General features: G+C 63.0%; 17 protein-coding genes. 13 read left to right on the top strand and 4 right to left on the bottom strand.

All coding sequences use genetic code 11. The features are described from left to right. Positions 1-23: 23 nt before the first annotated feature. On the bottom strand, positions 24-710 hold the full coding sequence (locus tag TMS3_RS13090) for an isochorismatase family protein (RefSeq protein WP_025165728.1): 687 nt from the start codon (positions 708-710) through the stop codon (positions 24-26). Between the two features lie 132 nt (positions 711-842). Then, positions 843-1709, bottom strand: coding sequence for a pirin family protein (locus TMS3_RS13095; RefSeq protein WP_025165729.1), 867 nt, complete (start codon positions 1707-1709; stop codon positions 843-845). A 95-nt stretch (positions 1710-1804) separates the two neighbouring features. Here TMS3_RS13095 and TMS3_RS13100 point away from each other — a divergent pair, with 95 nt between their 5' ends. From TMS3_RS13100 to TMS3_RS13115, 4 genes are all read left to right on the top strand, one after another. Beyond that, positions 1805-2698 carry a LysR family transcriptional regulator gene (locus TMS3_RS13100; RefSeq protein WP_200929668.1) on the top strand — a complete coding sequence of 298 codons (894 nt, stop codon included), beginning with the start codon at positions 1805-1807 and terminating at the stop codon, positions 2696-2698. A 540-nt stretch (positions 2699-3238) separates the two neighbouring features. Continuing rightward, complete coding sequence (locus TMS3_RS13105; RefSeq protein ID WP_025165731.1) at positions 3239-4627, top strand: CmpA/NrtA family ABC transporter substrate-binding protein; 1389 nt, start codon at positions 3239-3241, stop codon at positions 4625-4627. Positions 4628-4687: 60 nt separating this feature from the next. Continuing rightward, positions 4688-5677 carry an ABC transporter permease gene (locus TMS3_RS13110; protein ID WP_025165732.1) on the top strand — a complete coding sequence of 330 codons (990 nt, stop codon included), beginning with the start codon at positions 4688-4690 and terminating at the stop codon, positions 5675-5677. Between the two features lie 72 nt (positions 5678-5749). After that, a complete protein-coding gene (locus TMS3_RS13115) occupies positions 5750-6544 on the top strand; it encodes an ABC transporter ATP-binding protein (protein ID WP_025165733.1) in 795 nt (264 codons plus the stop codon). Between the two features lie 71 nt (positions 6545-6615). On the opposite strand, the gene TMS3_RS13120 is transcribed toward TMS3_RS13115, so the two are convergent. Next, positions 6616-7257, bottom strand: coding sequence for a hypothetical protein (locus TMS3_RS13120; RefSeq protein WP_025165734.1), 642 nt, complete (start codon positions 7255-7257; stop codon positions 6616-6618). 244 nt (positions 7258-7501) lie between these two features. Here TMS3_RS13120 and TMS3_RS13125 point away from each other — a divergent pair, with 244 nt between their 5' ends. The 9 genes from TMS3_RS13125 to cobA all read left to right on the top strand — a co-directional run bounded on the left by TMS3_RS13125 (position 7502) and on the right by cobA (position 19442). Further along, the gene (locus TMS3_RS13125; RefSeq protein WP_025165735.1) at positions 7502-8191 is read left to right on the top strand and encodes a polysaccharide lyase family 7 protein; all 690 of its coding nucleotides are present in this window, start codon (positions 7502-7504) and stop codon (positions 8189-8191) included. 117 nt (positions 8192-8308) lie between these two features. Beyond that, the gene (locus tag TMS3_RS13130; RefSeq protein WP_025165736.1) at positions 8309-8752 is read left to right on the top strand and encodes a thioesterase family protein; all 444 of its coding nucleotides are present in this window, start codon (positions 8309-8311) and stop codon (positions 8750-8752) included. A 95-nt stretch (positions 8753-8847) separates the two neighbouring features. After that, entirely contained in the window at positions 8848-9333 is a 486-nt protein-coding gene (locus tag TMS3_RS13135; protein ID WP_025165737.1) for a hypothetical protein, read from the top strand. A gap of 497 nt (positions 9334-9830) precedes the next feature. Next, positions 9831-11042 carry a nitrate/nitrite transporter gene (locus tag TMS3_RS13140; RefSeq protein WP_025165738.1) on the top strand — a complete coding sequence of 404 codons (1212 nt, stop codon included), beginning with the start codon at positions 9831-9833 and terminating at the stop codon, positions 11040-11042. 74 nt (positions 11043-11116) lie between these two features. Continuing rightward, complete coding sequence (locus tag TMS3_RS13145) at positions 11117-12784, top strand: bifunctional protein-serine/threonine kinase/phosphatase (RefSeq protein ID WP_025165739.1); 1668 nt, start codon at positions 11117-11119, stop codon at positions 12782-12784. 310 nt (positions 12785-13094) lie between these two features. After that, on the top strand, positions 13095-15551 hold the full coding sequence (gene nirB / locus TMS3_RS13150; protein WP_025165740.1) for a nitrite reductase large subunit NirB: 2457 nt from the start codon (positions 13095-13097) through the stop codon (positions 15549-15551). After that, positions 15548-15877 carry a nitrite reductase small subunit NirD gene (nirD, locus tag TMS3_RS13155; RefSeq protein WP_025165741.1) on the top strand — a complete coding sequence of 110 codons (330 nt, stop codon included), beginning with the start codon at positions 15548-15550 and terminating at the stop codon, positions 15875-15877. Before nirB ends, nirD begins: the two co-directional genes overlap by 4 nt. 96 nt (positions 15878-15973) lie before the next feature. Beyond that, entirely contained in the window at positions 15974-18694 is a 2721-nt protein-coding gene (locus TMS3_RS13160) for a nitrate reductase (RefSeq protein ID WP_025165742.1), read from the top strand. Positions 18695-18704: 10 nt separating this feature from the next. Continuing rightward, positions 18705-19442, top strand: a complete 738-nt coding sequence (gene cobA / locus TMS3_RS13165) for a uroporphyrinogen-III C-methyltransferase (RefSeq protein ID WP_025165743.1) — start codon at positions 18705-18707, stop codon at positions 19440-19442. Between the two features lie 333 nt (positions 19443-19775). Here cobA and fadD1 read toward each other — a convergent pair whose 3' ends face one another. Further along, on the bottom strand, positions 19776-21464 hold the full coding sequence (gene fadD1 / locus TMS3_RS13170; protein ID WP_025165744.1) for a long-chain-fatty-acid--CoA ligase FadD1: 1689 nt from the start codon (positions 21462-21464) through the stop codon (positions 19776-19778). Between the last annotated feature and the right edge of the window lie 384 nt (positions 21465-21848).

Consider the following 21848-nt stretch of genomic DNA (forward strand, 5'->3'; position numbering starts at 1 on the left):
GGCGCCCGGTGGAGCAGCGCGGATTAACGCTGCGAATCCAGGACTTCCTGGTTGCTCACCACGGCTTGCGCCTTGAGGTAGCTTTCGATCAGCAACTGGTAGTGCGGGAAAATATGACTGTAGGCTTCGGCCCACTGCTGGGCGTCTGGACGGTTCCAGGTTTGCTGGATCTCCGAGCAGACCGCTGCGGTGTCCATGGGCACCACACCGGCCTGGACCACCCGAGCCAGGGTGACTTCCTGGGCCATCTTCGAATAGGTACCCGAGGCGTCGATCACCGCGAACACCTTGTAGCCGGCCGCCACCGCGCTGATGCTGGGGAAGGCCATGCACACGCTGGTGATGGTGCCGGCGATGATCAGGGTCTTCTTACCGGTGGCTTCCACGGCCGCAACGAAATCCGGGCTATCCCAGGCATTGATCTCGCCCTTGCGCGCCACGTACTGGGCGTGCGGCGCGGCCTCATGGATCTCGGGAATCAGCGGGCCGTTGGGGCCCTGGGGCACCGAGGCAGTGGTGATCACCGGGATCTTCGCCAGGCTGGCAATCTTCGCCAGGGTGATGGCGTTGGCGCGCAGTTCGGTCATCGGCATGTCTTTGACTGTCTGAAACAGGCCGCTCTGATGGTCGATCAGCAGCATCGCCGTGTCGCTGGGGTCGATCGTCGGTTTCTGGCCGTTGAAGTTGGCAATATTCGCGAAGGAATGCATGCGCGGATCCTCTTGCAAGGTTGAGGGACCCGGGCCGTTTCGACGGTCAGGGTCCGGGTGACGTGTTAGGCCACGGGTCCTGGGTGAGCCGGTCTATTGAGCCTAGGTGGTGAGGCCGGCGGCGGATGACCGTTAGGCCGGTAGTTGGCCGAACGAGCCACTCTGGAAGTCCTTAACCGCCTGGGCGATTTCGGCCTTGCTGTTCATCACGAAAGGGCCGTAACCGACCACCGGTTCATCGATGGGCTCGCCACTGAGCAGCAGCACCAGCGCCTGGTTGTTGGCTTCCAGCAACAGCTCGTCGCCGGCGCGGTCGAACAGCACCATCTGCGCCTCCCTGACCAACTGGCTGCCATTCACCTGCAGCGTGCCGCGCAGCACGATCAGCGCAGTGCTGCGGCCCTCGGTGACGGGCAAAGACAGCGGCTTATCGGCATTCAGGCGGATATCCCACACGTCCATGGCGGTGAAGGTGCGTGCCGGCCCCTGTTGCCCGGCAAACTCCCCGGCGATCAGGCGCAGGGAACCGGCGCCGCCGTCGAGCGGCACCAGCGGAATGTCCTGCTCGAGAATGGTCTGGTAGCCCGGCGCGGCCAGCTTGTCGCGGGCCGGCAAGTTGACCCACAGCTGCACCATCTCCAGGGTGCCGCCCTGCTCGGTGAACGCGGCGGAATGGAACTCCTCATGCAGAATTCCTGAGGCGGCGGTCATCCACTGCACGTCGCCGGGGCCGATCAGGCCGCCGCTGCCCGTCGAGTCACGGTGCTCCAGCTCGCCCTGGTAGACGATGGTCACGGTTTCAAAACCGCGGTGCGGGTGCTGGCCGACGCCGCGCGGCTGCTGCGCCGGGGCGAACTCATGCGGGCCGGCATAGTCGAGCAACAGGAACGGGCTGATGTGCTGGCCCAGGCTGTCATAGGAAAACAGCGAGCGAACCGGAAAGCCGTCACCGACCCAGTGCTGCTTGGGGCTGCTGTAAAGACCGAGAATCTTTTTCATGAGATGCCTCCTCTGTGCATGGACAACAGCTTATGAGTGCAACAGCTATCCCGGTAGACTCAGTAAATTAGCCTCAGCGTTCTATCAGGAGAACACTGGTGGACGACCTCAACGACCTCTACTACTTCGCCCAAGTCGTCGAACACGGCGGTTTCGCGGCGGCAGGCAGGGCGCTGCATACGCCCAAGTCGAAACTCAGCCGGCGCATTGCCCTGCTCGAGGAACGCTTGGGCGTGCGCCTGCTACAGCGCTCGACCCGGCACTTCTCGGTCACCGAAATCGGTCAGGAGTACCATCGGCACTGCCTGGCCATGCTGATCGAGGCGCAGGCCGCGCGGGAGGCGATCGAACGCACGCGCTCGGAACCCCAGGGCATCGTGCGCATGAGCTGCCCGACCACCCTGCTGCAGTACAGGATTGGCGACCTGATCAGCCGCTTCATGGTTCTCTATCCCAAGGTTCAGGTACACCTGGACGCCACCAACAGGCACGTCGACGTGATCGGCGAAGGACTCGACCTGGCGCTGCGCGTACGTTTCCCGCCGCTGGAAAACAGCGACCTGGTGATGCGCGTGCTGGCCGACAGCCCGCAGCGGCTGGTCGCCAGCCCCGAGTTTCTCAAGGGCCGCACCCTGCCCTTGCTGCCTGCCGACTTGAGTGGCCTGCCCAGCCTGGACTGGCGGCAACCGGGCGATCATCTGTGGCGACTGGAGGGCCCCAATGGGGCCGTGGCCGAGGTCAGGCATCAACCGCGCCTGATCAGCGACGACATGACGGCCCTGCGCCAGGCCGCGCTGCTCGGTGTCGGCGTGGTGCAACTGCCGTGCATGGTAGTCGAAGAGAATCTGGCGCAAGGTCGGCTGCTCGACATCATGCCGCAGTGGGTGCCGCAAGGCGGCATCGTGCATGCGCTGTTCCCGTCACGCCGCGGGTTGCTGCCGTCGGTGCGCACGCTGATCGACTACCTGGCCGAGCACCTTGAGAAATAGCTAGCCGCGGTCGAGTCCAGGGAATTGTGCACAGACAGCCTCTCCTTCGCCCGTGTTACGTCACACCAGGCGTCCCTGTGCCGCCAAGCAGCCGGCGCTGCGCACCCGTCCGGCTCCCTCCGAAACATCGCTCTTCCGCGAGCGGCAAATCGAACCAAAAGCGCTCAAGCCCACTGCTGCGTGCACGGGATTGGCTCAAGAACACGCAAATGCAGGATTTATTCGGTCGCCAGATAATCTCGTATGGCGAGAACAATAAAGCACAATTAACTTTAAAACATATATCTAATCATATGATTTAAAACATATTAATTTCTTATCCAAGAATCATTCTAGCGATCTTGAAGACAGCTTAACCGCCTCATACCGCCAGCCAAGACAAAACTGGCAAGCCCCTTGCAAAGCCCCCTTCAGCAAACGTCATCGGATCGCCAACGGCGGTGATCGGGACGAATAGACAAAGACGTCAAAGGCACCCTGCCCGCAATGGCAGCGTTGTCCGCGACGTCTTTTTTCGTTTCTGAGACCTGAGGGAACACCATGCAAAACTTCACCGCTCGCCGCTCCTTGCTGAAAAAGACCCTGGCCGGCCTCGGCTGCGCCGCCGTCATGTTGCTCTCGCCCTTGAGCGTGCAAATCGCCCAGGCCGCCGAGCTAGAGAAGGAGGAGCTCAAGTTGGGCTTCATCAAGCTCACCGACATGGCGCCGCTGGCCATCGCCTATGAAAAAGGTTTCTTCGAAGACGAAGGCCTGTACGTCACCCTGGAGGCCCAAGCCAACTGGAAAGTCCTGCTGGATCGGGTGATCGATGGCGAACTGGATGGCGCCCACATGCTGGCCGGGCAACCGCTCGGCGCAACCATCGGTTTCGGCACCAAGGCCGACGTGGTCACCGCCTTCTCCATGGACCTCAACGGCAACGGCATCACCATGTCCAACGCCGTCTGGGAAGAAATGAAGAAGCACGTGCCGATGGCGGACGGCAAACCGGTGCACCCGATCAAGGCCGACGCACTGAAACCGGTGATCGAGCAGTACAAAGCCGCAGGCAAGCCGTTCAACCTGGGCATGGTGTTCCCGGTCTCCACCCACAACTATGAACTGCGCTACTGGCTGGCCGCTGGCGGCATCAACCCGGGTTATTACGCCCCGGCCAAGGGCGACATCAGCGGCACCTTGAATGCCGACGCCCTACTCTCGGTGACCCCGCCGCCGCAGATGCCCTCGACCATGGAAGCCGGCACCATCAACGGCTATTCCGTCGGCGAGCCGTGGAACCAGCAGGCCGTGTTCAAGGGCATCGGCGTGCCGGTGATCACCGACTACGAAATCTGGAAGAACAACCCGGAAAAGGTCCTAGGTGTATCCAAGGCCTGGGCCGACGCCAACCCCGAGACGCATAAGCGCTTGGTCAAGGCGTTGATCCGCGCCGGTATGTGGCTGGACGAGAATGACAACGCCAACCGTCAGGAGGCCGTGGAGATATTGTCGCGTCCCGAATACGTCGGCGCCGACGCCAAGGTGATCGCCAATTCGATGACCGGCACCTTCGAGTACGAGAAGGGCGACACCCGTGCAGTACCTGACTTCAACGTGTTCTTCCGCTACAACGCCACCTACCCCTACTACTCCGACGCCATCTGGTACCTGACTCAGATGCGCCGCTGGGGCCAGGTCGGCGACGCCAAGCCGGACAGCTGGTACTTCGACGTGGCCAAGCGGGTCTACCTGCCCGAGGTGTACATGAGCGCCGCCGCCGAACTGGTCAAGGAAGGCAAAGCCAAGGCCGAGGACTTCCCGGCCGCCAGCGAGGAAGGCTTCCGCGCGCCGAGCAACGAATTCATTGATGGCCTGACCTACGACGGACGCAAGCCGAACGAGTACATCAACCAATTCAAGATTGGCTTGAAACCCGACTCCGTTCTGTAACGCATCCATTGCCCCAGGGAGCCGGACACGCCGGCTCCCCTTTGCTTCGAGGACAAGACGATGAGCAACCCCGCCGTCGCCCAGCCCATCCAAGACACCCTGAAGTCCGCACGCAGTGAGGCGATCAAACGCTGGCTGCCCGGCGTACTGATGCCGGTGATCGGCCTGCTGGCCTTCCTGCTGTTCTGGCAGATGGTTGCCGGCAGTATTGACACCAGCCTCGGTAAATTCCCAGGCCCCACCCAGGTCGCCAGTCAGTTCAATGGCCTGATCGACGAACACCTGCGCGAACAACGCCGGGCCGATGCGTTCTTCGAGCGCCAGGAAATACGCAACGCGGCCAAACTGGCCAAGAACCCGGATGCCAAGGTGAGCGTGCGCCCCTACACCGGCAAGCCGACCTTCTTCAAACAGATCTTCACCAGCCTGTACACGGTGATGACCGGCTTCGTCATCGCCTCGCTGATCGCCATCCCGCTGGGTATCGTCTGCGGCCTGAGCAAACCGATCTACAACGCGATCAACCCGCTGATCCAGATCTTCAAGCCGGTCTCTCCGCTTGCCTGGTTGCCTCTGGTGACCATGGTGGTCAGCGCCGTCTACACCAGCAGCGACCCTATGTTCGCCAAGTCCTTCGTCACCTCGGCGATCACCGTGGCGCTGTGCTGCCTGTGGCCGACCGTGATCAACACCACCGTGGGCGTAGCCAACCTGGACAAGGACCTGCAGAACGTCAGCCGCGTGCTCAGCCTGTCACCTCTCAGCCACGTGCGGCGCATCGTCCTGCCGGCCGCCATCCCGATGATCTTCACCGGCCTGCGTCTATCCCTGGCCACCGGCTGGATGGTGCTGATTGCCGCGGAAATGCTGGCGCAGAACCCGGGACTGGGCAAATTCATCTGGGACGAATTCCAGAACGGCAGCTCCAACTCGCTCGGCCGGATCATGGTCGCCGTGGTGGTAATCGGCCTGCTCGGCTTCGTCCTCGACCGCCTGATGCTGATGCTGCAGCGCCGCGTCAGTTGGGACAAGAACGCCGACCTGCGCTAACAGAACCTCGAGCAGCATGACCTTTGCCAGGTGCTCAACGCTCTGTGCACCCTAGATTTCCTGGAGAACAGCATGAACATTGCACACCTCGAACTGAGTGGCGTCGGCATCAGCTTTCCCACCGACAAGGGGCTGTATTGCGCCCTGCAGAACGTCAACCTGAAGATCGCCAAGGGTGAATTCGTCTCGCTGATCGGCCATTCCGGCTGCGGCAAGTCGACCGTCCTGAACATCGTCGCCGGCCTCTATCAGGCCACCACCGGCGGGGTGATTCTCGACAGCCGCGAAGTCAATTCGCCCGGCCCGGAGCGCGCCGTGGTGTTCCAGAACCACAGCCTGCTGCCCTGGCTCACCTGCTACCAGAACATCGAACTGGCCGTGCGCCAGGTGTTCCAGGGCCAGAAATCCAGGACGGAAATGCGCGAGTGGATCGAGCACAACCTCGATCTGGTACACATGAGCCATGCCCGCGACAAACGCCCCAGCGAGATATCCGGCGGCATGAAACAGCGTATCGGCATCGGCCGGGCGCTGGCCATGCAACCCAAGGTGCTGCTGATGGACGAGCCGTTCGGTGCTCTCGACGCGCTGACCCGTGCCCACCTGCAGGACTCGCTGATGGAGATCCACGCCGAGCTCGGCAACACGGTAATCATGATCACCCATGATGTCGACGAGGCCGTACTGCTCTCCGACCGCATCGTCATGATGAGCAACGGCCCGGCGGCCAGCATCGGCGAGATTCTTCAGGTCGGGCTCGAACGCCCCCGCGACCGCATGGCGCTAGCCCATGACCCGCGCTACCACGAGTACCGCGCGGCGGTACTCGAGTTCCTCTACCAGAAGCAGCAGCGCCCCGCGGCCTGAGGACGGTGGACGGTGGACGGTGGACGGTGGACGGAGAGCCAGCTCCCACCGTCCTGCCTCTGTCGAGGGAACTAGGTTTCCTTGGCCAGCTGCGCAGCCAGGGCTTTGATGCGATCCGCGTCGACCCCACCGCTCTCCGCCTTCTGCACCAGTTGTTTGGCCTCCTGATTCAGCTCCTCGCGCGCCGTCTCGGGCTCCGTGCCCTTGGCCTCACCCTGCAGCGCCAATGCGCGCAAGGCATGGATGTTCGGGTCGTTCGGTTCGCTCAACGCGGCGAGCTTGTAGTACTTGCTGGCGTTCTGATAATCGCCCGTGGCCAGGTAGGCGCTGCCCAGAGTGCCCGGGGTCAGGAACCCCGAAGACAGGTCGGTACTGGCATTGTGCAGAATATTTCTGATCTGCGAGGCCTGCCCTGGCGCCAAGCGCAGGCTGATCAGATTTTCGATCGGAGCAATAAGACTGGAAAGCCTTTGGCTATTACGCCAGGACTCCTCGAACCTCTCGTACTCGAGGCGTACCCGCAACGCCTCCCGGTGGTCGCGGCGCTTGGATGCCGAGTCGATCTGAGCAAGGAAGCTGGCGACCGTAGCCTGACGCAGGTCGATGGGTTTCTTGAACTCAGCTCCGGTGTAATCGGTGTAGGTTGCCATCCCGCCGGTCAACGCCCCGACGGCAGCGACGCTCATGGTGAGGTACTTCTCTAGCTTGGTCATTGCACACCCCTCGATATCTCCGTTATCGACAGACGCTCTAACGCTATCAGTATGGCTGCGCGCAGCCCAGATTGCGCTGTGCCAGCGAAGCCGAAACACGTCCTAAAACACAACGAATCCGTTCCGCCACCTCGGATGATCCTCCGCCAAGCGCGCGGGCCCGCCGGTCAGCCCGACTGAACTTACGATCCTGACAGCCACCGAAGGTGGGCTTTTCATCCCAGAACAGAATCAAGGATCAGTCGTGCTCGATCTCACCACCTGGAATCTGTCGATTCCTACGGACCCCGCCCCCACCACCATCGAAACCGCGCAACTGAACAATGGCTATACCAGCCGCTACTTTCGCCGCAATGCCGACGACAGCATCACCTTCTGGGTGCCGGTTAACGGCTCGCACACCCGCAACGCCCGTTACCCACGCAGCGAGCTGCGCGAAACCCAGACCGACGGCGCACTGGACAACTGGTACCACCACAGCGCCGACAACTATTTGAGTGCCGTGCTGTCGGTGAACCAGGTGCCGAGCAAGCACAAAGTCGTCATCGGCCAGATCCACAGCACCAATCAACCGGGCAGCAACAATGACCCGTTGATCAAGCTGCAGTATCACTACCGCCGCGGTGTCGGTCGCCTGGAACTGCTTCTGCGCAAACGCCCTGGGGACAGCAAGGTGCAGAACATTCTGCTGGCGGAGAACGTGCAACTCAACGAACGCTTCGGCTATGACCTGCGCCTCACCCCCAGCGGCAAGCTCGGCGTCAGCGTCAGCAGCAGCGATGGCGACCGCGGCTCTTACTATCAGCAGCTGAGCGGCGACTGGGGCAAGCAACAGCTGTACTTCAAGGCCGGCGCCTATATTCAGGACAATTACGGCCCAGCGGATGAAGGCGGTCGTGTGACCTTCTACTGGCTCAACAGCCTGCATCGCTGAGCCGAGCCGGGCGGCGCTTCATTCAGCAGGCAAATAGCGCAAAAACGCCGAAAGCCCACGTACAATCACGCCGCCCGCGTCACGCGCCGCACCCTCCAGCCCGCACGAGACTCACCCATGGCCCGCCTGAAACTCGAATTCCCGGAACAGCAATTCTGCTACAGCACCCACCTGACGGTGCGCGTCACCGATATCAATGCGGCTAACCACCTGGGCAACGACTCGATGATTTCGATGATTTCCGAGGCCCGGGCGCGCTTTCTGTTCGAGTTCGGCATCGAGGAAACCCGCGAGGACGGCACCGGCATCATAGTCACCGACCTGGCTACCACCTACCGTACCGAAGCCCATGCTCGCGACCAGTTGCTGTTCGAGGTCGGGGTCATGGATTTCAACAAGTACGGCGGGGACATCACCTTCCGCATCAGCCGTCCGGCAGATGGCAGCCTGGTGGCGATGGCCAAGTCGGGCTTCGTCTTCTTCAACTACAAACGCCAACAGGTGGTGGCGATGCCGGCAGAGTTCAGCACCAAGTTTCCACGGGTCAACTGGCTGGATTAAGCCACGCCCGCGACCGACTGACAGCGAACCCTGGCCTGCTGCGCTATACCTAACGGCAGCGTCCGTCGACGCTGCTCTGCGTAGGAGGTATTGCCATGTCCGCCAAGCGCCCGCAGCCGGCCCCGACCGTACTGCTACTCGGCCTGCTGAGTAGCAGTACGGTCGGGGCCGACGACGCTCAACTCGAGCGCGGCCGCTACCTGGTCAATATCGGCGGCTGCAACGACTGCCATACCGCCGGCTACCTGATGGCTCCCGGCTCTATCCCTGAAAATGAATGGCTCAAGGGCGATCAGCTCGGCTGGAGCGGCCCCTGGGGCACCACCTACCCCAGTAACCTGCGCCTGCTGCTGCCACGTCTCAGCGAAAGCCAGTGGCTGACGCTGGCGCGCAGTGCCAACTACCGTCCACCCATGCCCAACGAGAAGCTGCACATCATGAGCGACGAGGACCTGCTGGCCATCTATCACCTGGTCAAGCACCTGGGCCCGGCGGGAGAGCCAGCGCCACCCGCCCTGCCACCGGGACAGACGCCGCCCGACCCGGTGATCCTCTTTCCGGCGCCGCCCCAGACTAACTAAGCCAAGCCTTGCCCCGCGCGACACGCCGCGAAGCGAATTCGCTGCGTTTCAGTGAGCACTCGGCGCCCCAGACCAGGCCGATGTGCCCAATCACAGCGCACAGGTAGCCCGCACGCCCCATTTTGACTCGCCTGCCGGCACCATCAAGCTGCTCTGCCCCTGATTACTCGCGGTTCAGGCTGTTGGCTCAGCTCTTGCAAAGACCCAACTACCGGTAGCCAAAGGCGGCTACCCCACAGACGACACAGACGTCGCTTCATCCGCGCTTTCGAGCGTTGCGGTGATGCGGCGTTTTTTCGTTTCACCCCAGCGTTTGGGGTTGGTGGTGCCTCTGCGACCCAGAGGTCTCGCTTGCAACTCTCTCAACCCAGCTGTGGCTCAGGCCGCAGGGTGCTGCATCACAAGTGCGGCGCCTCCCCGGCGGGCTGCGCACGGTGTGTCCACGACCACACCGCACCCAGCCCGACCGGGACCCTTTTTTGCTGATGAGGTGTTCGATGAATACAAGTTTCTGGAAAGCAGGCCATACGCCGACGTTGTTCGCCGCTTTTCTCTATTTCGATTTGAGCTTCATGGTCTGGTACCTGCTTGGCCCACTGGCAGTGCAGATCGCTACCGACCTGGACCTGACTGCCCAACAGCGCGGCCTGATGGTCGCCACACCGATTCTGGCCGGCGCCATACTGCGTATTTTCATGGGCCTGCTGGCCGATCGCCTGTCGCCGAAAAGCGCCGGCCTGATCGGCCAGGTGATCGTCATCTGCTCGCTGTTCGCCGCCTGGCAGATCGGCATCCAGACCTATGAACATGCGCTGCTGCTCGGCCTGTTCCTCGGCTTTGCCGGCGCCGCCTTTGCCGTCGCGTTGCCCTTGGCCTCGCAGTGGTATCCCGCCGAGCATCAGGGTAAAGCCATGGGCATTGCCGGCGCCGGTAACTCCGGCACCGTGCTGGCGGCGCTGTTCGCCCCAGGCCTGGCCGCGTTGTTCGGTTGGCAGAACGTGTTCGGCTGGGCTCTGATTCCCCTGCTGATCGCCTTGCTGGTGTTCGCCCTGCTGGCCCGTAACGCGCCGCAGCGGCCACAGCCAAAATCCATGGCCGACTACCTCAAGGCCCTGGGCGACCGCGACAGCTGGTGGTTTATGTTCTTCTACAGCATCACCTTCGGCGGCTTCGTCGGCCTGGCCAGCGCACTGCCCGGTTACTTCAACGATCAGTACGGCCTGAGCCCGGTCACCGCCGGCTACTACACCGCCGCCTGCGTCTGTGCTGGCAGCCTGATGCGCCCACTCGGCGGCGCATTGGCTGACCGCATCGGCGGAATTCGCTCGCTGTTGATGATGTACACCGTCTCCTCGCTGTGCATCGCCGGAGTGGGTTTCAACCTGTCCAGCTCGACCGCGGCCCTGGCGCTGTTCGTCACCGCCATGCTCGGTCTGGGCGCAGGCAACGGCGCGGTATTCCAGTTGGTGCCACAGCGTTTCCGTAAGGAGATCGGCGTAATGACCGGCCTGATCGGCATGGCCGGCGGCGTCGGCGGTTTCCTCCTGGCGGCCGGCCTCGGCACAATCAAGCAGCACACCGGCGACTATCAACTGGGCCTGTGGCTGTTCGCCAGTCTCGGTGTGCTGGCCTGGGTCGGTTTGTACGGCGTCAAGCAGCGCTGGCGCACCACCTGGGGCTCGGCTGCGGTGACTGCCGCTCGAGTCTAGGTTTGTAATACGCGCCAGGGCGATACTTATCGCCCTGGCGCGTTTTTGCCACTCCCGCCCCACGAGAACCTCTGATGGCCCTGCAGCTAACCTTCGGCGAAGCCACGGCAACCGGCCCCCGGCAAGAAAACCAGGACGCCATTCGCGTGGTCACGCCAGCGCCTGCTCTGGCCGTCAGCAAGGGTTATCTGTTCGCCCTGGCCGATGGCGTCAGTCAGTGCGCCGATGGCGGCCTGGCGGCGCGGGCGACCTTGCAGGCCCTCGCACTGGACTACTACGCCACCCCGGAAACCTGGGCGGTGGCGCAATCGCTCGACCGCCTGCTGGTCGCGCACAATCGCTGGCTGCAAGCCAATGGCGGCGGCCAACCCTTGCTCACCACCCTCACCGCCCTGGTGCTGCGTGGTCGGCGCTTCACCCTGGCGCATGTCGGCGACTGCCGCGCCTATCGCTGGCATGCGGGGCAACTCGAGCGCATCACCGAAGACCACGTGTGGGAACAGCCGGGCATGCAGCATGTGCTCAAGCGCGCCCTGGGCCTGGATCAGCATCTGGTGGTGGATTACCTGGACGGCGAGCTGCGTGAGGGCGAGAGTTTCTTGCTGGTCAGCGACGGGGTCTGGGCGGTGCTCGGCGACAGCGGTATCCAGCGCATCCTGCATGACGAGGCAGACGCGGCCGCCGCCACCCGCGCCCTGGTCAGCGCGGCCCACTTGGCCGGCAGCCAGGACAACGCCAGTGCGCTGTTGGTCCAGGTCGAGCGCCTGCCACAAAGCGCACTGGCCGACACCCTGGCGCAACTCGAGCACTGGCCGCTGCCGCCCAGGTTGCGCGACGGACAACAGTTCGAAGGCTGGCAAGTCGAACGTCTGCTGGCCGAATCACGGCAGTCGCTGGTGTACCGCGTGCGCGATGCCCAGTCGCGCCGCTGGCTGTTGAAAACCCTGCCGCCCAGCCGGACCGATGAGCCGCAAGCCGGCCCCGCGCTGCTGCTGGAAGAGTGGTTTCTGCGCCGCGTCGCCGGGCGTCACTTTGCCGAAGTCCATCCACTGCCGCAGCGCCAGCATCTGTACTACCTGCAACGCGAATACGCCGGACAAACCCTGGCCGAGCATACTCGCCTGTCTGGCCCGATGGCGCTGCCCGAGTGGCTGGACGTCGCACCGCGCCTGCTAAAAGCCCTGGGCATGCTGCACCGGCGCAATATTCTGCATCGCGACATCAAGCCGGAGAACCTGCTGTGGGGCGATGATGGTGAGCTGCGCGTGCTGGATTTCGGCCTGGCCTACTGCCCGGGCCTGTCGCGCGACGAAGCAAACGCCCTGCCCGGCACCCCCAGCTATATTGCCCCGGAGGCCTTCGCCGGCGCGGCACCCAGCCCGCAGCAGGATATCTATGCGGCGGGCGTGACCCTCTACCATCTGCTCACCGGCCATTACCCCTACGGCGAAATAGAAGCCTTCCAGCATCCGCGCTTTACCAGTCCGACCCCAGCCAGCCGCTATCGCCCGGACCTGCCGAGCTGGCTGGACGAGAGCCTGGCTCGTGCCGTCAGCGCCGACCCGCAGCAACGCTATGAAACCGCCGAGGAGTGGCTGCTGAGCCTGGAACAAGGGGAACGTCAGGCCCTCAGCAGCCGGCCCAGGCCACTGCTGGAACGCGAGCCGCTGCTGGTCTGGCGCACGGTGGCGCTGGTTGCCCTGCTGCTGAACCTGTTCCTGCTGGTGCTGCTGATCAAGTAACGCAGCTAAGCACCGGTGCGCCGTGCCACAAGTCGCACCAGAACAGAGCAGCTCGCCTTAATCCGGTGCGCAGATCAGCGCGATGACTGGCCCAGTGAGTACCCAAGATCGCTCCAAGCCTACCAATTACGGCCCCCATGGAGAGTTGGCACAGCCTCTGCATTGGTCACTGCACAAATTATTAAAGCGCGCCCTTCAACGATGAAGGCTGCACTTCCCGAATAGATCGGGACTTGGACAAAGGCGTCCTCGCTAGGTGACTAGCGGGACGCCTTTTTTGTTTTCCGGTTATGCGTGACGGTGAGGAATCATGAAAAAACTCAAGTTGGTGATGATCGGCAACGGCATGGCCGGGGTCCGAACCCTTGAAGAGCTGCTCAAGCTCGCCCCCGACCTGTATGAAATCACCGTGTTCGGCGCCGAGCCGCACCCGAACTACAACCGCATCCTGCTCTCGCCGGTACTGGCCGGCGAGCAGACCTTCGAGGAGATCGTGCTCAACGATCTCAAGTGGTATGCCGATAACGGCATCAACCTGCTGCTCGGGCGTAAAGCGGTACAGATCGACCGCAAGGCGCGTCGGGTGATTGCCGACGACGGCAGCGAGGCCGAATACGACCGCCTGCTCATCGCCACCGGCTCCAACCCCTTCATCCTGCCGATTCCCGGCAAGGACCTGCAGGGCGTGATCGGTTATCGCGACATAGCCGACACCCAGATGATGATGGACACCGCCAAGACCCACCCGCACGCGGTGGTGATCGGCGGCGGTCTGCTCGGCCTGGAGGCGGCCAACGGCCTCAAACTGCGCGGCATGGATGTCACCGTGGTGCATATCGGCGACTGGCTGATGGAGCGCCAACTCGACCGCACCGCCGGCGAACTGCTGCAGAAGTCCCTGGAAGACCGCGGCCTGAAGTTCCTCCTGCCCAAGCACACCGCCGAACTGCTGGACAACGGTGAAGGCCGGGTCTGCGCGGTGAAGTTCAAGGACGGCGAAGTCATCCCCGCCGACCTGGTGGTGATGGCCGCCGGCATCCGCCCCAACAGCGACCTGGCCGAACAGTCGGGGATCGCCTGTAACCGCGGCATCCTGGTCAACGACACCCTGCAAACCTACGACCCGCGCGTATATGCCATCGGCGAATGCGCCAGCCATCGCGGCATCGCCTACGGCCTGGTCGCCCCGCTGTTCGAGCAGGCCAAGGTCTGCGCCAACCACCTGGCCCAGCTCGGTTTCGCCCGCTATCAAGGCTCGGTCACATCGACCAAGCTGAAAGTCACCGGCATCGACCTGTTCTCCGCCGGCGAATTCATGGGCGCCGAAGGCACCGAGACGATCACCCTGTCCGACCCGATCGGCGGCGTGTACAAGAAGCTGGTGATCAAGGACGACATCCTGGTCGGCGCCTGCCTGTACGGCGACACCGCCGACGGCGGCTGGTACTTCCGCCAGATCCGCGAGAACCACAACGTCGGCCAGATCCGCGACCACCTGATGTTCGGCGAGAACGCCATCGGCGACGTCGGTCACCAGGGTGCCGAGAAGACCGCCAACATGCCCGACAGCATGGAGGTCTGCGGCTGCAACGGCGTGTGCAAGGGCACTATCGTCAAGGCGATCCAGGAGAACGGCCTGTTCTCGGTCGACGAGGTCAAGAAGCACACCAAGGCCGCCAGCTCCTGCGGCTCCTGCGCCGGCCTGGTCGAACAGATTCTGATCAGCACAGTAGGCGGCGCCGCCGACGTCAAGCCGAAGAGCGAGAAGGCCATCTGTGGTTGCAGTGACTTCAATCACGGCCAGATTCGCAAGGCGATCCGCGAGCAGCACCTGATCACCATGAACGAGACCATGGCCTTCTTGAACTGGAGCACGCCGAACGGCTGCGCCACTTGCCGCCCGGCCTTGAACTACTACCTGATCTCCACCTGGCCGGGCGAGGCCAAGGACGATCCGCAGTCGCGTCTGATCAACGAGCGCGCCCACGCCAACATCCAGAAAGACGGCACCTACTCAGTGGTGCCGCGCATGTGGGGCGGCGTAACCAACCCGTCCGAGCTACGGCGCATCGCCGACGTTGCCGACAAGTACAACGTACCCATGGTCAAGGTTACCGGCGGCCAGCGCATCGACCTCCTGGGCATCAAGAAGGACGACCTGCCGGCCGTGTGGAAGGATCTGGATATGCCCTCCGGGCATGCCTACGGCAAATCCATCCGTACCGTGAAGACCTGCGTCGGCAGCGAGTTCTGCCGCTTCGGCACGCAGAACTCGACCCAGCTGGGCATCGAGCTGGAACACGACCTGTTCAACATGTGGTCGCCGCACAAGGTCAAGCTGGCGGTCTCCGGTTGCCCGCGCAACTGCGCCGAGGCCGGCATCAAGGACGTCGGCATCATCGGTGTGGATTCCGGCTGGGAGATGTACATCGGTGGCAACGGCGGGATCAAGACCGAGGTCGCCGAGTTCTTCGTCAAGCTGAAAACCGCCGATGAAGTACGCGAATACAACGGCGCCTTCCTCCAGCTCTACCGCGAGGAGGCCTTCTACCTCGAGCGCACCGTGCACTACATGCAGCGCGTGGGCATGGACCACATCAAGAAGGCCGTGCTGGAAGATGCCGAGAACCGCAAGGCACTCAATGCCCGCCTGCAATACGCCCTGTCCTTCGAGCAGGACCCCTGGAAAGAGCGCATCGAACAGCCGCAGTTGAAGAAAGAGTTCGATCGCATCGCCGTTGCTCAAGTCGAGGAGGCCTCCGTATGAGCTGGCTGGATATCTGCGCCCTGGAAGAAATAAACGTGCTGGGCTCGCGCATCATCAAAGGTCCCAAGGGCGACATCGCGATCTTCCGTACCAGTGACGACGAGGTCTTCGCCCTCGATGACCGCTGCCCGCACAAGGGCGGCCCGCTGTCTCAGGGCTTGATCTATGGCAAGCGCGTGGCCTGCCCGCTGCACAACTGGCAGATCGAGCTGGCCAGTGGTGAAGCCGTCGCCCCGGATGTCGGCTGTGCGCACAAGCATGAGGCAAAAGTCGAGAACGGCCGCGTCTGGCTGGCCCTCAAAGCGACTGCCGCCGAGTGCGCCTAAACCCGTAGGAGCCAGCTTGCTGGCGATGCTTTTCGCGACCTGGATCGCCAGCATGCTGGCTCCTACAACAGGTCGCAAACCACGGAGTCGAGCGCCATGCCCACCCCCAATCAAATCACCGCGTCGACCTGCTGCTACTGCGGCGTCGGCTGCGGCGTGCTGATCGAACACGACGGCGAGAAGATTCTCGGCGTCAAAGGCGATCCGAATCACCCCGCCAACTTCGGCAAGCTCTGCAGCAAAGGCTCGACCCTGCACCTGACCGGCGACCTCGACGCGCGCGGCCTGTACCCGCAGTTGCGTCTGGGCAAAGGCCTGGCCCGCTCGCGCACCGACTGGGACAACGCCCTGGAGCATGCCGCCAACGTCTTCGCCGAGACCATCCGCGAACATGGCCCGGACAGCGTGGCCTTCTACATCTCCGGCCAGTTGCTGACCGAGGATTACTACGCCTTCAACAAGCTGTCCCGTGCCCTGGTCGGCACCAACAACATCGACAGCAATTCACGCCTGTGCATGTCCAGCGCGGTGGTCGGCTACAAGCGCAGCCTCGGCGCCGATGCGCCGCCCTGCAACTACGAGGACATCGAGCAGAGCGACTGCCTGCTGATCGCCGGCAGCAACATGGCCTACGCCCACCCGGTGCTGTTTCGCCGCCTGGAAGAAGCCAAGTCCAAGCGCCCGGAGATGAAGGTCATCGTCATCGACCCGCGGCGCACCGATACCTGCGAGCTGGCCGACCTGCACCTGGCCATCCTGCCCGGTACCGACGTGGCGTTGTTCCACGGCATCCTGCACATCCTCATGTGGGAAGGCTGGATCGACCGGGACTATATCGACCAGCACACCGAAGGCTTCGACGCGTTGAAGAAGCTGGTGCGCGACTACACCCCAGGCACCGTGGCGGACATCTGCGGCATCTCCCTGGAGAACCTGCAGGCCTGCGCCGAGCTGATCGGCCGGGCGCCCTCCTTTCTTTCGCTGTGGTGCATGGGGTTGAATCAGTCCAGCGCAGGCAGCGCGAAGAACAGCGCGCTGATCAACCTGCACCTGGCCACCGGGCAGATCGGCAAGCCCGGCGCCGGCCCCTTCTCCCTGACCGGCCAACCGAATGCCATGGGCGGCCGCGAAACCGGCAGCCTGTCCAACCTGCTGCCCGGCCATCGCGATGCCGCCAACGCCGAACACCGCGGCGAAGTCGCTACTTACTGGGGCGTCGACGCGCTGCCGCAGACACCTGGCCTGACCGCCATCGAACTGTTCGATGCGGTACACGCGGGCAAGATCAAGGCCCTGTGGATCGCCTGCACCAATCCGGCGCAGTCAATGCCCGATCAGAACAAGGTGCACGAAGCGCTCGCCGCCTGCCCTTTCGTGGTGGTGCAGGAAGCCTTCTTCACCACTGAGACCTGCCACTACGCCGATCTGCTGCTGCCCGCCGCCAGTTGGGGCGAAAAAGACGGCACGGTGACCAACTCCGAGCGCCGTGTCAGCCATGTGCGCCGCGCCGTGCCAGCGCCCGCAGAGGCGCGGCCGGATTGGGCGATCACCACCGAGTTCGCCCAGCGCCTGGAACCACTGCTCCGCCCCGGCCTGCCCAGCCTGTTTGCTTTCGACAGCGCTGAAATGCTGTTCGAGGAGTACAAGTACCTGACCCAGAATCGCGATCTCGACCTCTGCGGCCTGAGCTACGCGATTCTGGACCACCAAGGTCCCCAGCAATGGCCCTTCCCGGCCGGCGCCAGCCAGGGAACGCCGCGCCTGTATGGCGATGGCCGCTTCCCGACCGATAACGGCCGTGCGCAGTTCCATGCCGACCCCTATCGCGCCCCGAAAGAAAAGCGCGAAGCGCGCTTCCCGCTGACCCTCAACACCGGGCGCTTGCGCGACCAGTGGCACGGCATGAGCCGCACCGGCACGGCTGCCCGCTTGTTCGGCCATGTCGAAGAAGCCGTGCTCAGCTTGCACCCCGACGAGATGCGCCGACGTCGCCTGCAGGCCGGCGACCTGATCAAGGTGCGCAGCCGTCGCGGCAGCCTGATCGTCCCGGTGCAGGCAGACGACGCCATCCGCTCCGGCCAGGCCTACCTGCCGATGCATTGGGGCGACCGCTTTCTCAAGGGCCGAGGCACCAACGTGCTGACCCTGCCGGCCTTCGATCCGCTGTCGAAACAACCCGAGCTGAAACACGCCGGCATCGAGGTGGAAAAAGTCGACCTGCCCTGGCAGTTGTTCGCCCTGGTCGAAGGCGACGTGCAGCGTCGTTTCGCCGCCCTGCGCCCGCTGTTCGAAGAGTTCGCCTATGCCAGCCTGACGCTGGCCGGTCGTGAGCGCCCGGCACTGGTGATTCGCGCTGCCAGCGCGGTGGCCCCGGATGCCAGTTTGCTGGCCCAGGTCGATGCCTTGCTCGGCGTCGATGCAGGCCCGGTGCTGGCCTATGACGATCCACGGCGCACCGTGGGCAAGCGCGTGCGCATCGAAGACGGGCGCATCGTCGCCATCCGTCTGGCCGGCGAAACCGCAGCACGCCATTGGCTGAAGAGCCTGTGGAGCGAGGGCAAGGCCGATGCCGACCTGCGGCGCTGGTTGCTCGCTCCCCTGTCAACGCCACCGGGCGCAATGAGTGCGAGCAGCGGAAAAACCCTGTGCAACTGCATGAACGTGAGCGAGGACGCGGTGTGCGCCGGCATAGCCCGCGGCCTCGACCTCGACGGACTGAAACAGGGACTCGGCTGCGGCACCAGCTGCGGCTCCTGTGTCCCGGAAATCAAACGACTGCTGGCGACACCCTCCGTGTCCGTCGCAACCAACGCCTGAGGTGATCAAGATGAGCGGAAAAGTCTGGCTGGTAGGCGCAGGGCCCGGTGATCCGGAACTACTCACCCTCAAGGCGGTGCGCGCCCTGAACCAGGCGCAGGTGGTGATGATCGATGACCTGGTCAACCCAGAGGTTCTCGAACATTGCCCGAATGCCCGCGTGGTGCCCGTCGGCAAGCGCGGCGGTTGCCGCTCCACACCGCAGACCTTCATTCAACGCCTGATGCTGCGCTATGCGCGCCAGGGCAAATGCGTGGTGCGCCTGAAGGGCGGCGACCCCTGCATCTTCGGCCGCGGCAGCGAGGAGGCCGACTGGCTGGACACCCACGGCATCGAAGTGGAAATGGTCAACGGCATTACCGCGGGCCTGGCCGGCGCCACCAACTGCGGTATTCCGCTGACCCTGCGCGGCATTGCGCGCGGCGTGACCCTGGTCACCGCCCACACCCAGGACGACAGCACGCTGAACTGGCAAGCCCTGGCTCAGGGCGGCACCACCCTGGTGGTCTACATGGGCGTGGCCAAGTTGCCGGAAATCCGTGAAAGCCTGCTGGCCGGCGGCATGCGTGATGACATGCCGGTGGCGATGATCGAGAACGCCTCCCTGCCCCAACAACGTGAGTGCCGCAGCTCACTGGCCGCGATGCACCAGGCCGCCCTGGATTTTCAATTGAGGAGTCCCGCCATCCTGGTGATCGGCGAAGTGGCGGCAGACCATCAGGTGCAGGCCATCGCCATGCATGCCTAACTGCTTCGCTCCTGCGGAGTTGTTTTTGCCCGGCCTCGGCCGGGCTTTTTTATGACTACGTATCCGTGTAGAGACATCCTGCCGTTCGGAGCTTGGCATTCGTCGTTGCAGCCACGACCTGGCACCCGCTGTCGGGTGGCGAATGCGTTCAAACCCGGCAAGATTGGCTGCCACAACCGGCTGAAGAACTCGCTAGGCGGCCATAAAAAAACAGGCCCATGAACACCATGGACCTGTTTCTAGTAGCGGAGCGGCAGAGTCAACACCTCAGATGAAGAGCATTGACCCTCGGCTAGCCGTTTTACTGCATGCCTGCGTGCAGCCGGACTCCGCTTATTTTGCGCCGACTTTCTTCAACTCTTCGTCGCGCAGCTCGCGCCGCAGGATCTTGCCTACGTTGGTGGTCGGCAGCGCATCGCGGAACTCCACGGATTTCGGTACTTTGTAGCCCGTGACATTGGCGCGCATGTGCGCCATGACCTGCTCCTTGGTCAGCGTCACTCCCGGTTTGGCGACTACGAAGAGCTTGATCGCTTCACCGGATTTTTCATCCGGCACGCCGACCGCAGCGCACTGCAGTACACCCGGCAACGTGGCCAGCACGTCTTCCAGCTCGTTCGGGTAGACGTTGAAACCGGACACCAGAATCATGTCCTTCTTGCGATCGACGATACGCATGTAGCCATCGTCCTGGATCAGCGCGATATCACCGGTCTTCAACCAACCATCGGCGTCGAGAATTTCATCGGTGGCGTCCTGACGCTGCCAGTAGCCCTTCATCACCTGCGGGCCCTTGACGCACAGTTCGCCCACCGCACCGAGCGGCAATTCGTTGCCCTCATCGTCGATCACCTTGCACAGGGTCGAGGGCACCGGAATACCGATAGTGCCGATCCGGATCTGCTGGATCGGATTGACCGAGGCCACCGGGCTGGTTTCGGTCATGCCGAAGCCTTCGCACACAGGGCTGCCGGTAACCTGCGTCCAGCGCTCTGCCGTGGCCAGCTGCAGGGCCATACCGCCGGACAGGGTGATCTTCAGGGACGAGAAGTCCAGTTTCTGGAAGTCTTCGTTGTTGCACAGGGCGACGAACAGCGTATTGAGCCCCACAAAACCGCTGAACTTATACTTGGCCAAGTCCTTGACCATGCCCGGCAGATCACGCGGGTTGGTGATCAGCACGTTGTGGTTACCGATCAGCATCATCGCCATGCAATGAAAGGTGAAGGCGTAGATATGATAGAGCGGCAGCGGCGCCACGATGATCTCGCAGCCTTCGTTCATGTTCGAGGCCATCATCTCCCGGGCCTGGAGCATGTTCGCCACCAAGTTGCGGTGGGTCAGCATGGCGCCCTTGGCAACCCCGGTGGTGCCGCCGGTGTATTGCAGCACGGCGATCTCGCCACTGCTCGGGTTGGCTTCCTTGACCGCCTGACCGCGGCCCTTGGCGAGTGCATCGGTCAGCTTGACGGCACGCGGCAGATTGTAGGCCGGCACCATCTTCTTCACGTACTTGACCACGCTGTTGATCAGCAGACGCTTGAGTGGCGGCAGCATGTCGCCGACTTCGGTGACGATGACCGTTTTGACGCCGGTCTTGGGCACCACCTGTTCGGCCAGATGGGCCATGTTGGCCAGGCAAATCAGCGCCTTGGCGCCGGAGTCATTGAATTGGTGTTCCATTTCCCGTGCGGTGTACAACGGGTTGGTGTTGACCACAACCAGGCCGGCACGCATGGCGCCGAATACCACAACCGGGTACTGCAACACGTTGGGCAGCTGCACGGCGATGCGATCGCCAGGCTGCAGATCGGTATGCTGTTGCAGGTAAGCCGCGAAGGCGCCAGACAGTTGGTACAGCTCGCCGTAGGTCAGGGTCTTACCGAGGTTGCTAAAAGCCGGCTTGTCAGCGAAGCGTTGGCAGGACTGTTTCAGTACCGCCTGGATATTCGGGTACTGGTCGGGATCGATTTCGGTAGCAATCCCAACGGGATACTTGTCCTTCCAAAAATTTTCGGTCACAGAAACCCACTCCTAAGCAACAGCTAATCTTCACCGCGCAGAGGCGGTTGTTTGTTGTTTTCGCCTATTTTTACGCCGTGCAGACGGCCAAAAAGCGGGCCGAGAGTAGCAGCTTTGCCAAGTTCCGCCTAGCACCAAAAACAGCCCGAAAGGTCCAAAAATGACCGGCACACCAATATTTGGTCACGCCTGGGAGAAGCTGTCGGACAACCCGACAAGCATCCGATGAATTCGCGCATGCTGGCCAAGAAAGCCAGCATACAGCAGGCCTCAAGTTTGCCCTCAAAGGACCGATCCGCACGCACAGCCACTGATCCTGACAGTGCCCTGTGCATCGCTGCCCACCTATAGCAGCGACCGTACCTGCGCCATCGAAAAATTCAC

It is taken from the genome of Pseudomonas taeanensis MS-3 (assembly GCF_000498575.2).
Classification (GTDB): domain Bacteria; phylum Pseudomonadota; class Gammaproteobacteria; order Pseudomonadales; family Pseudomonadaceae; genus Aquipseudomonas; species Aquipseudomonas taeanensis.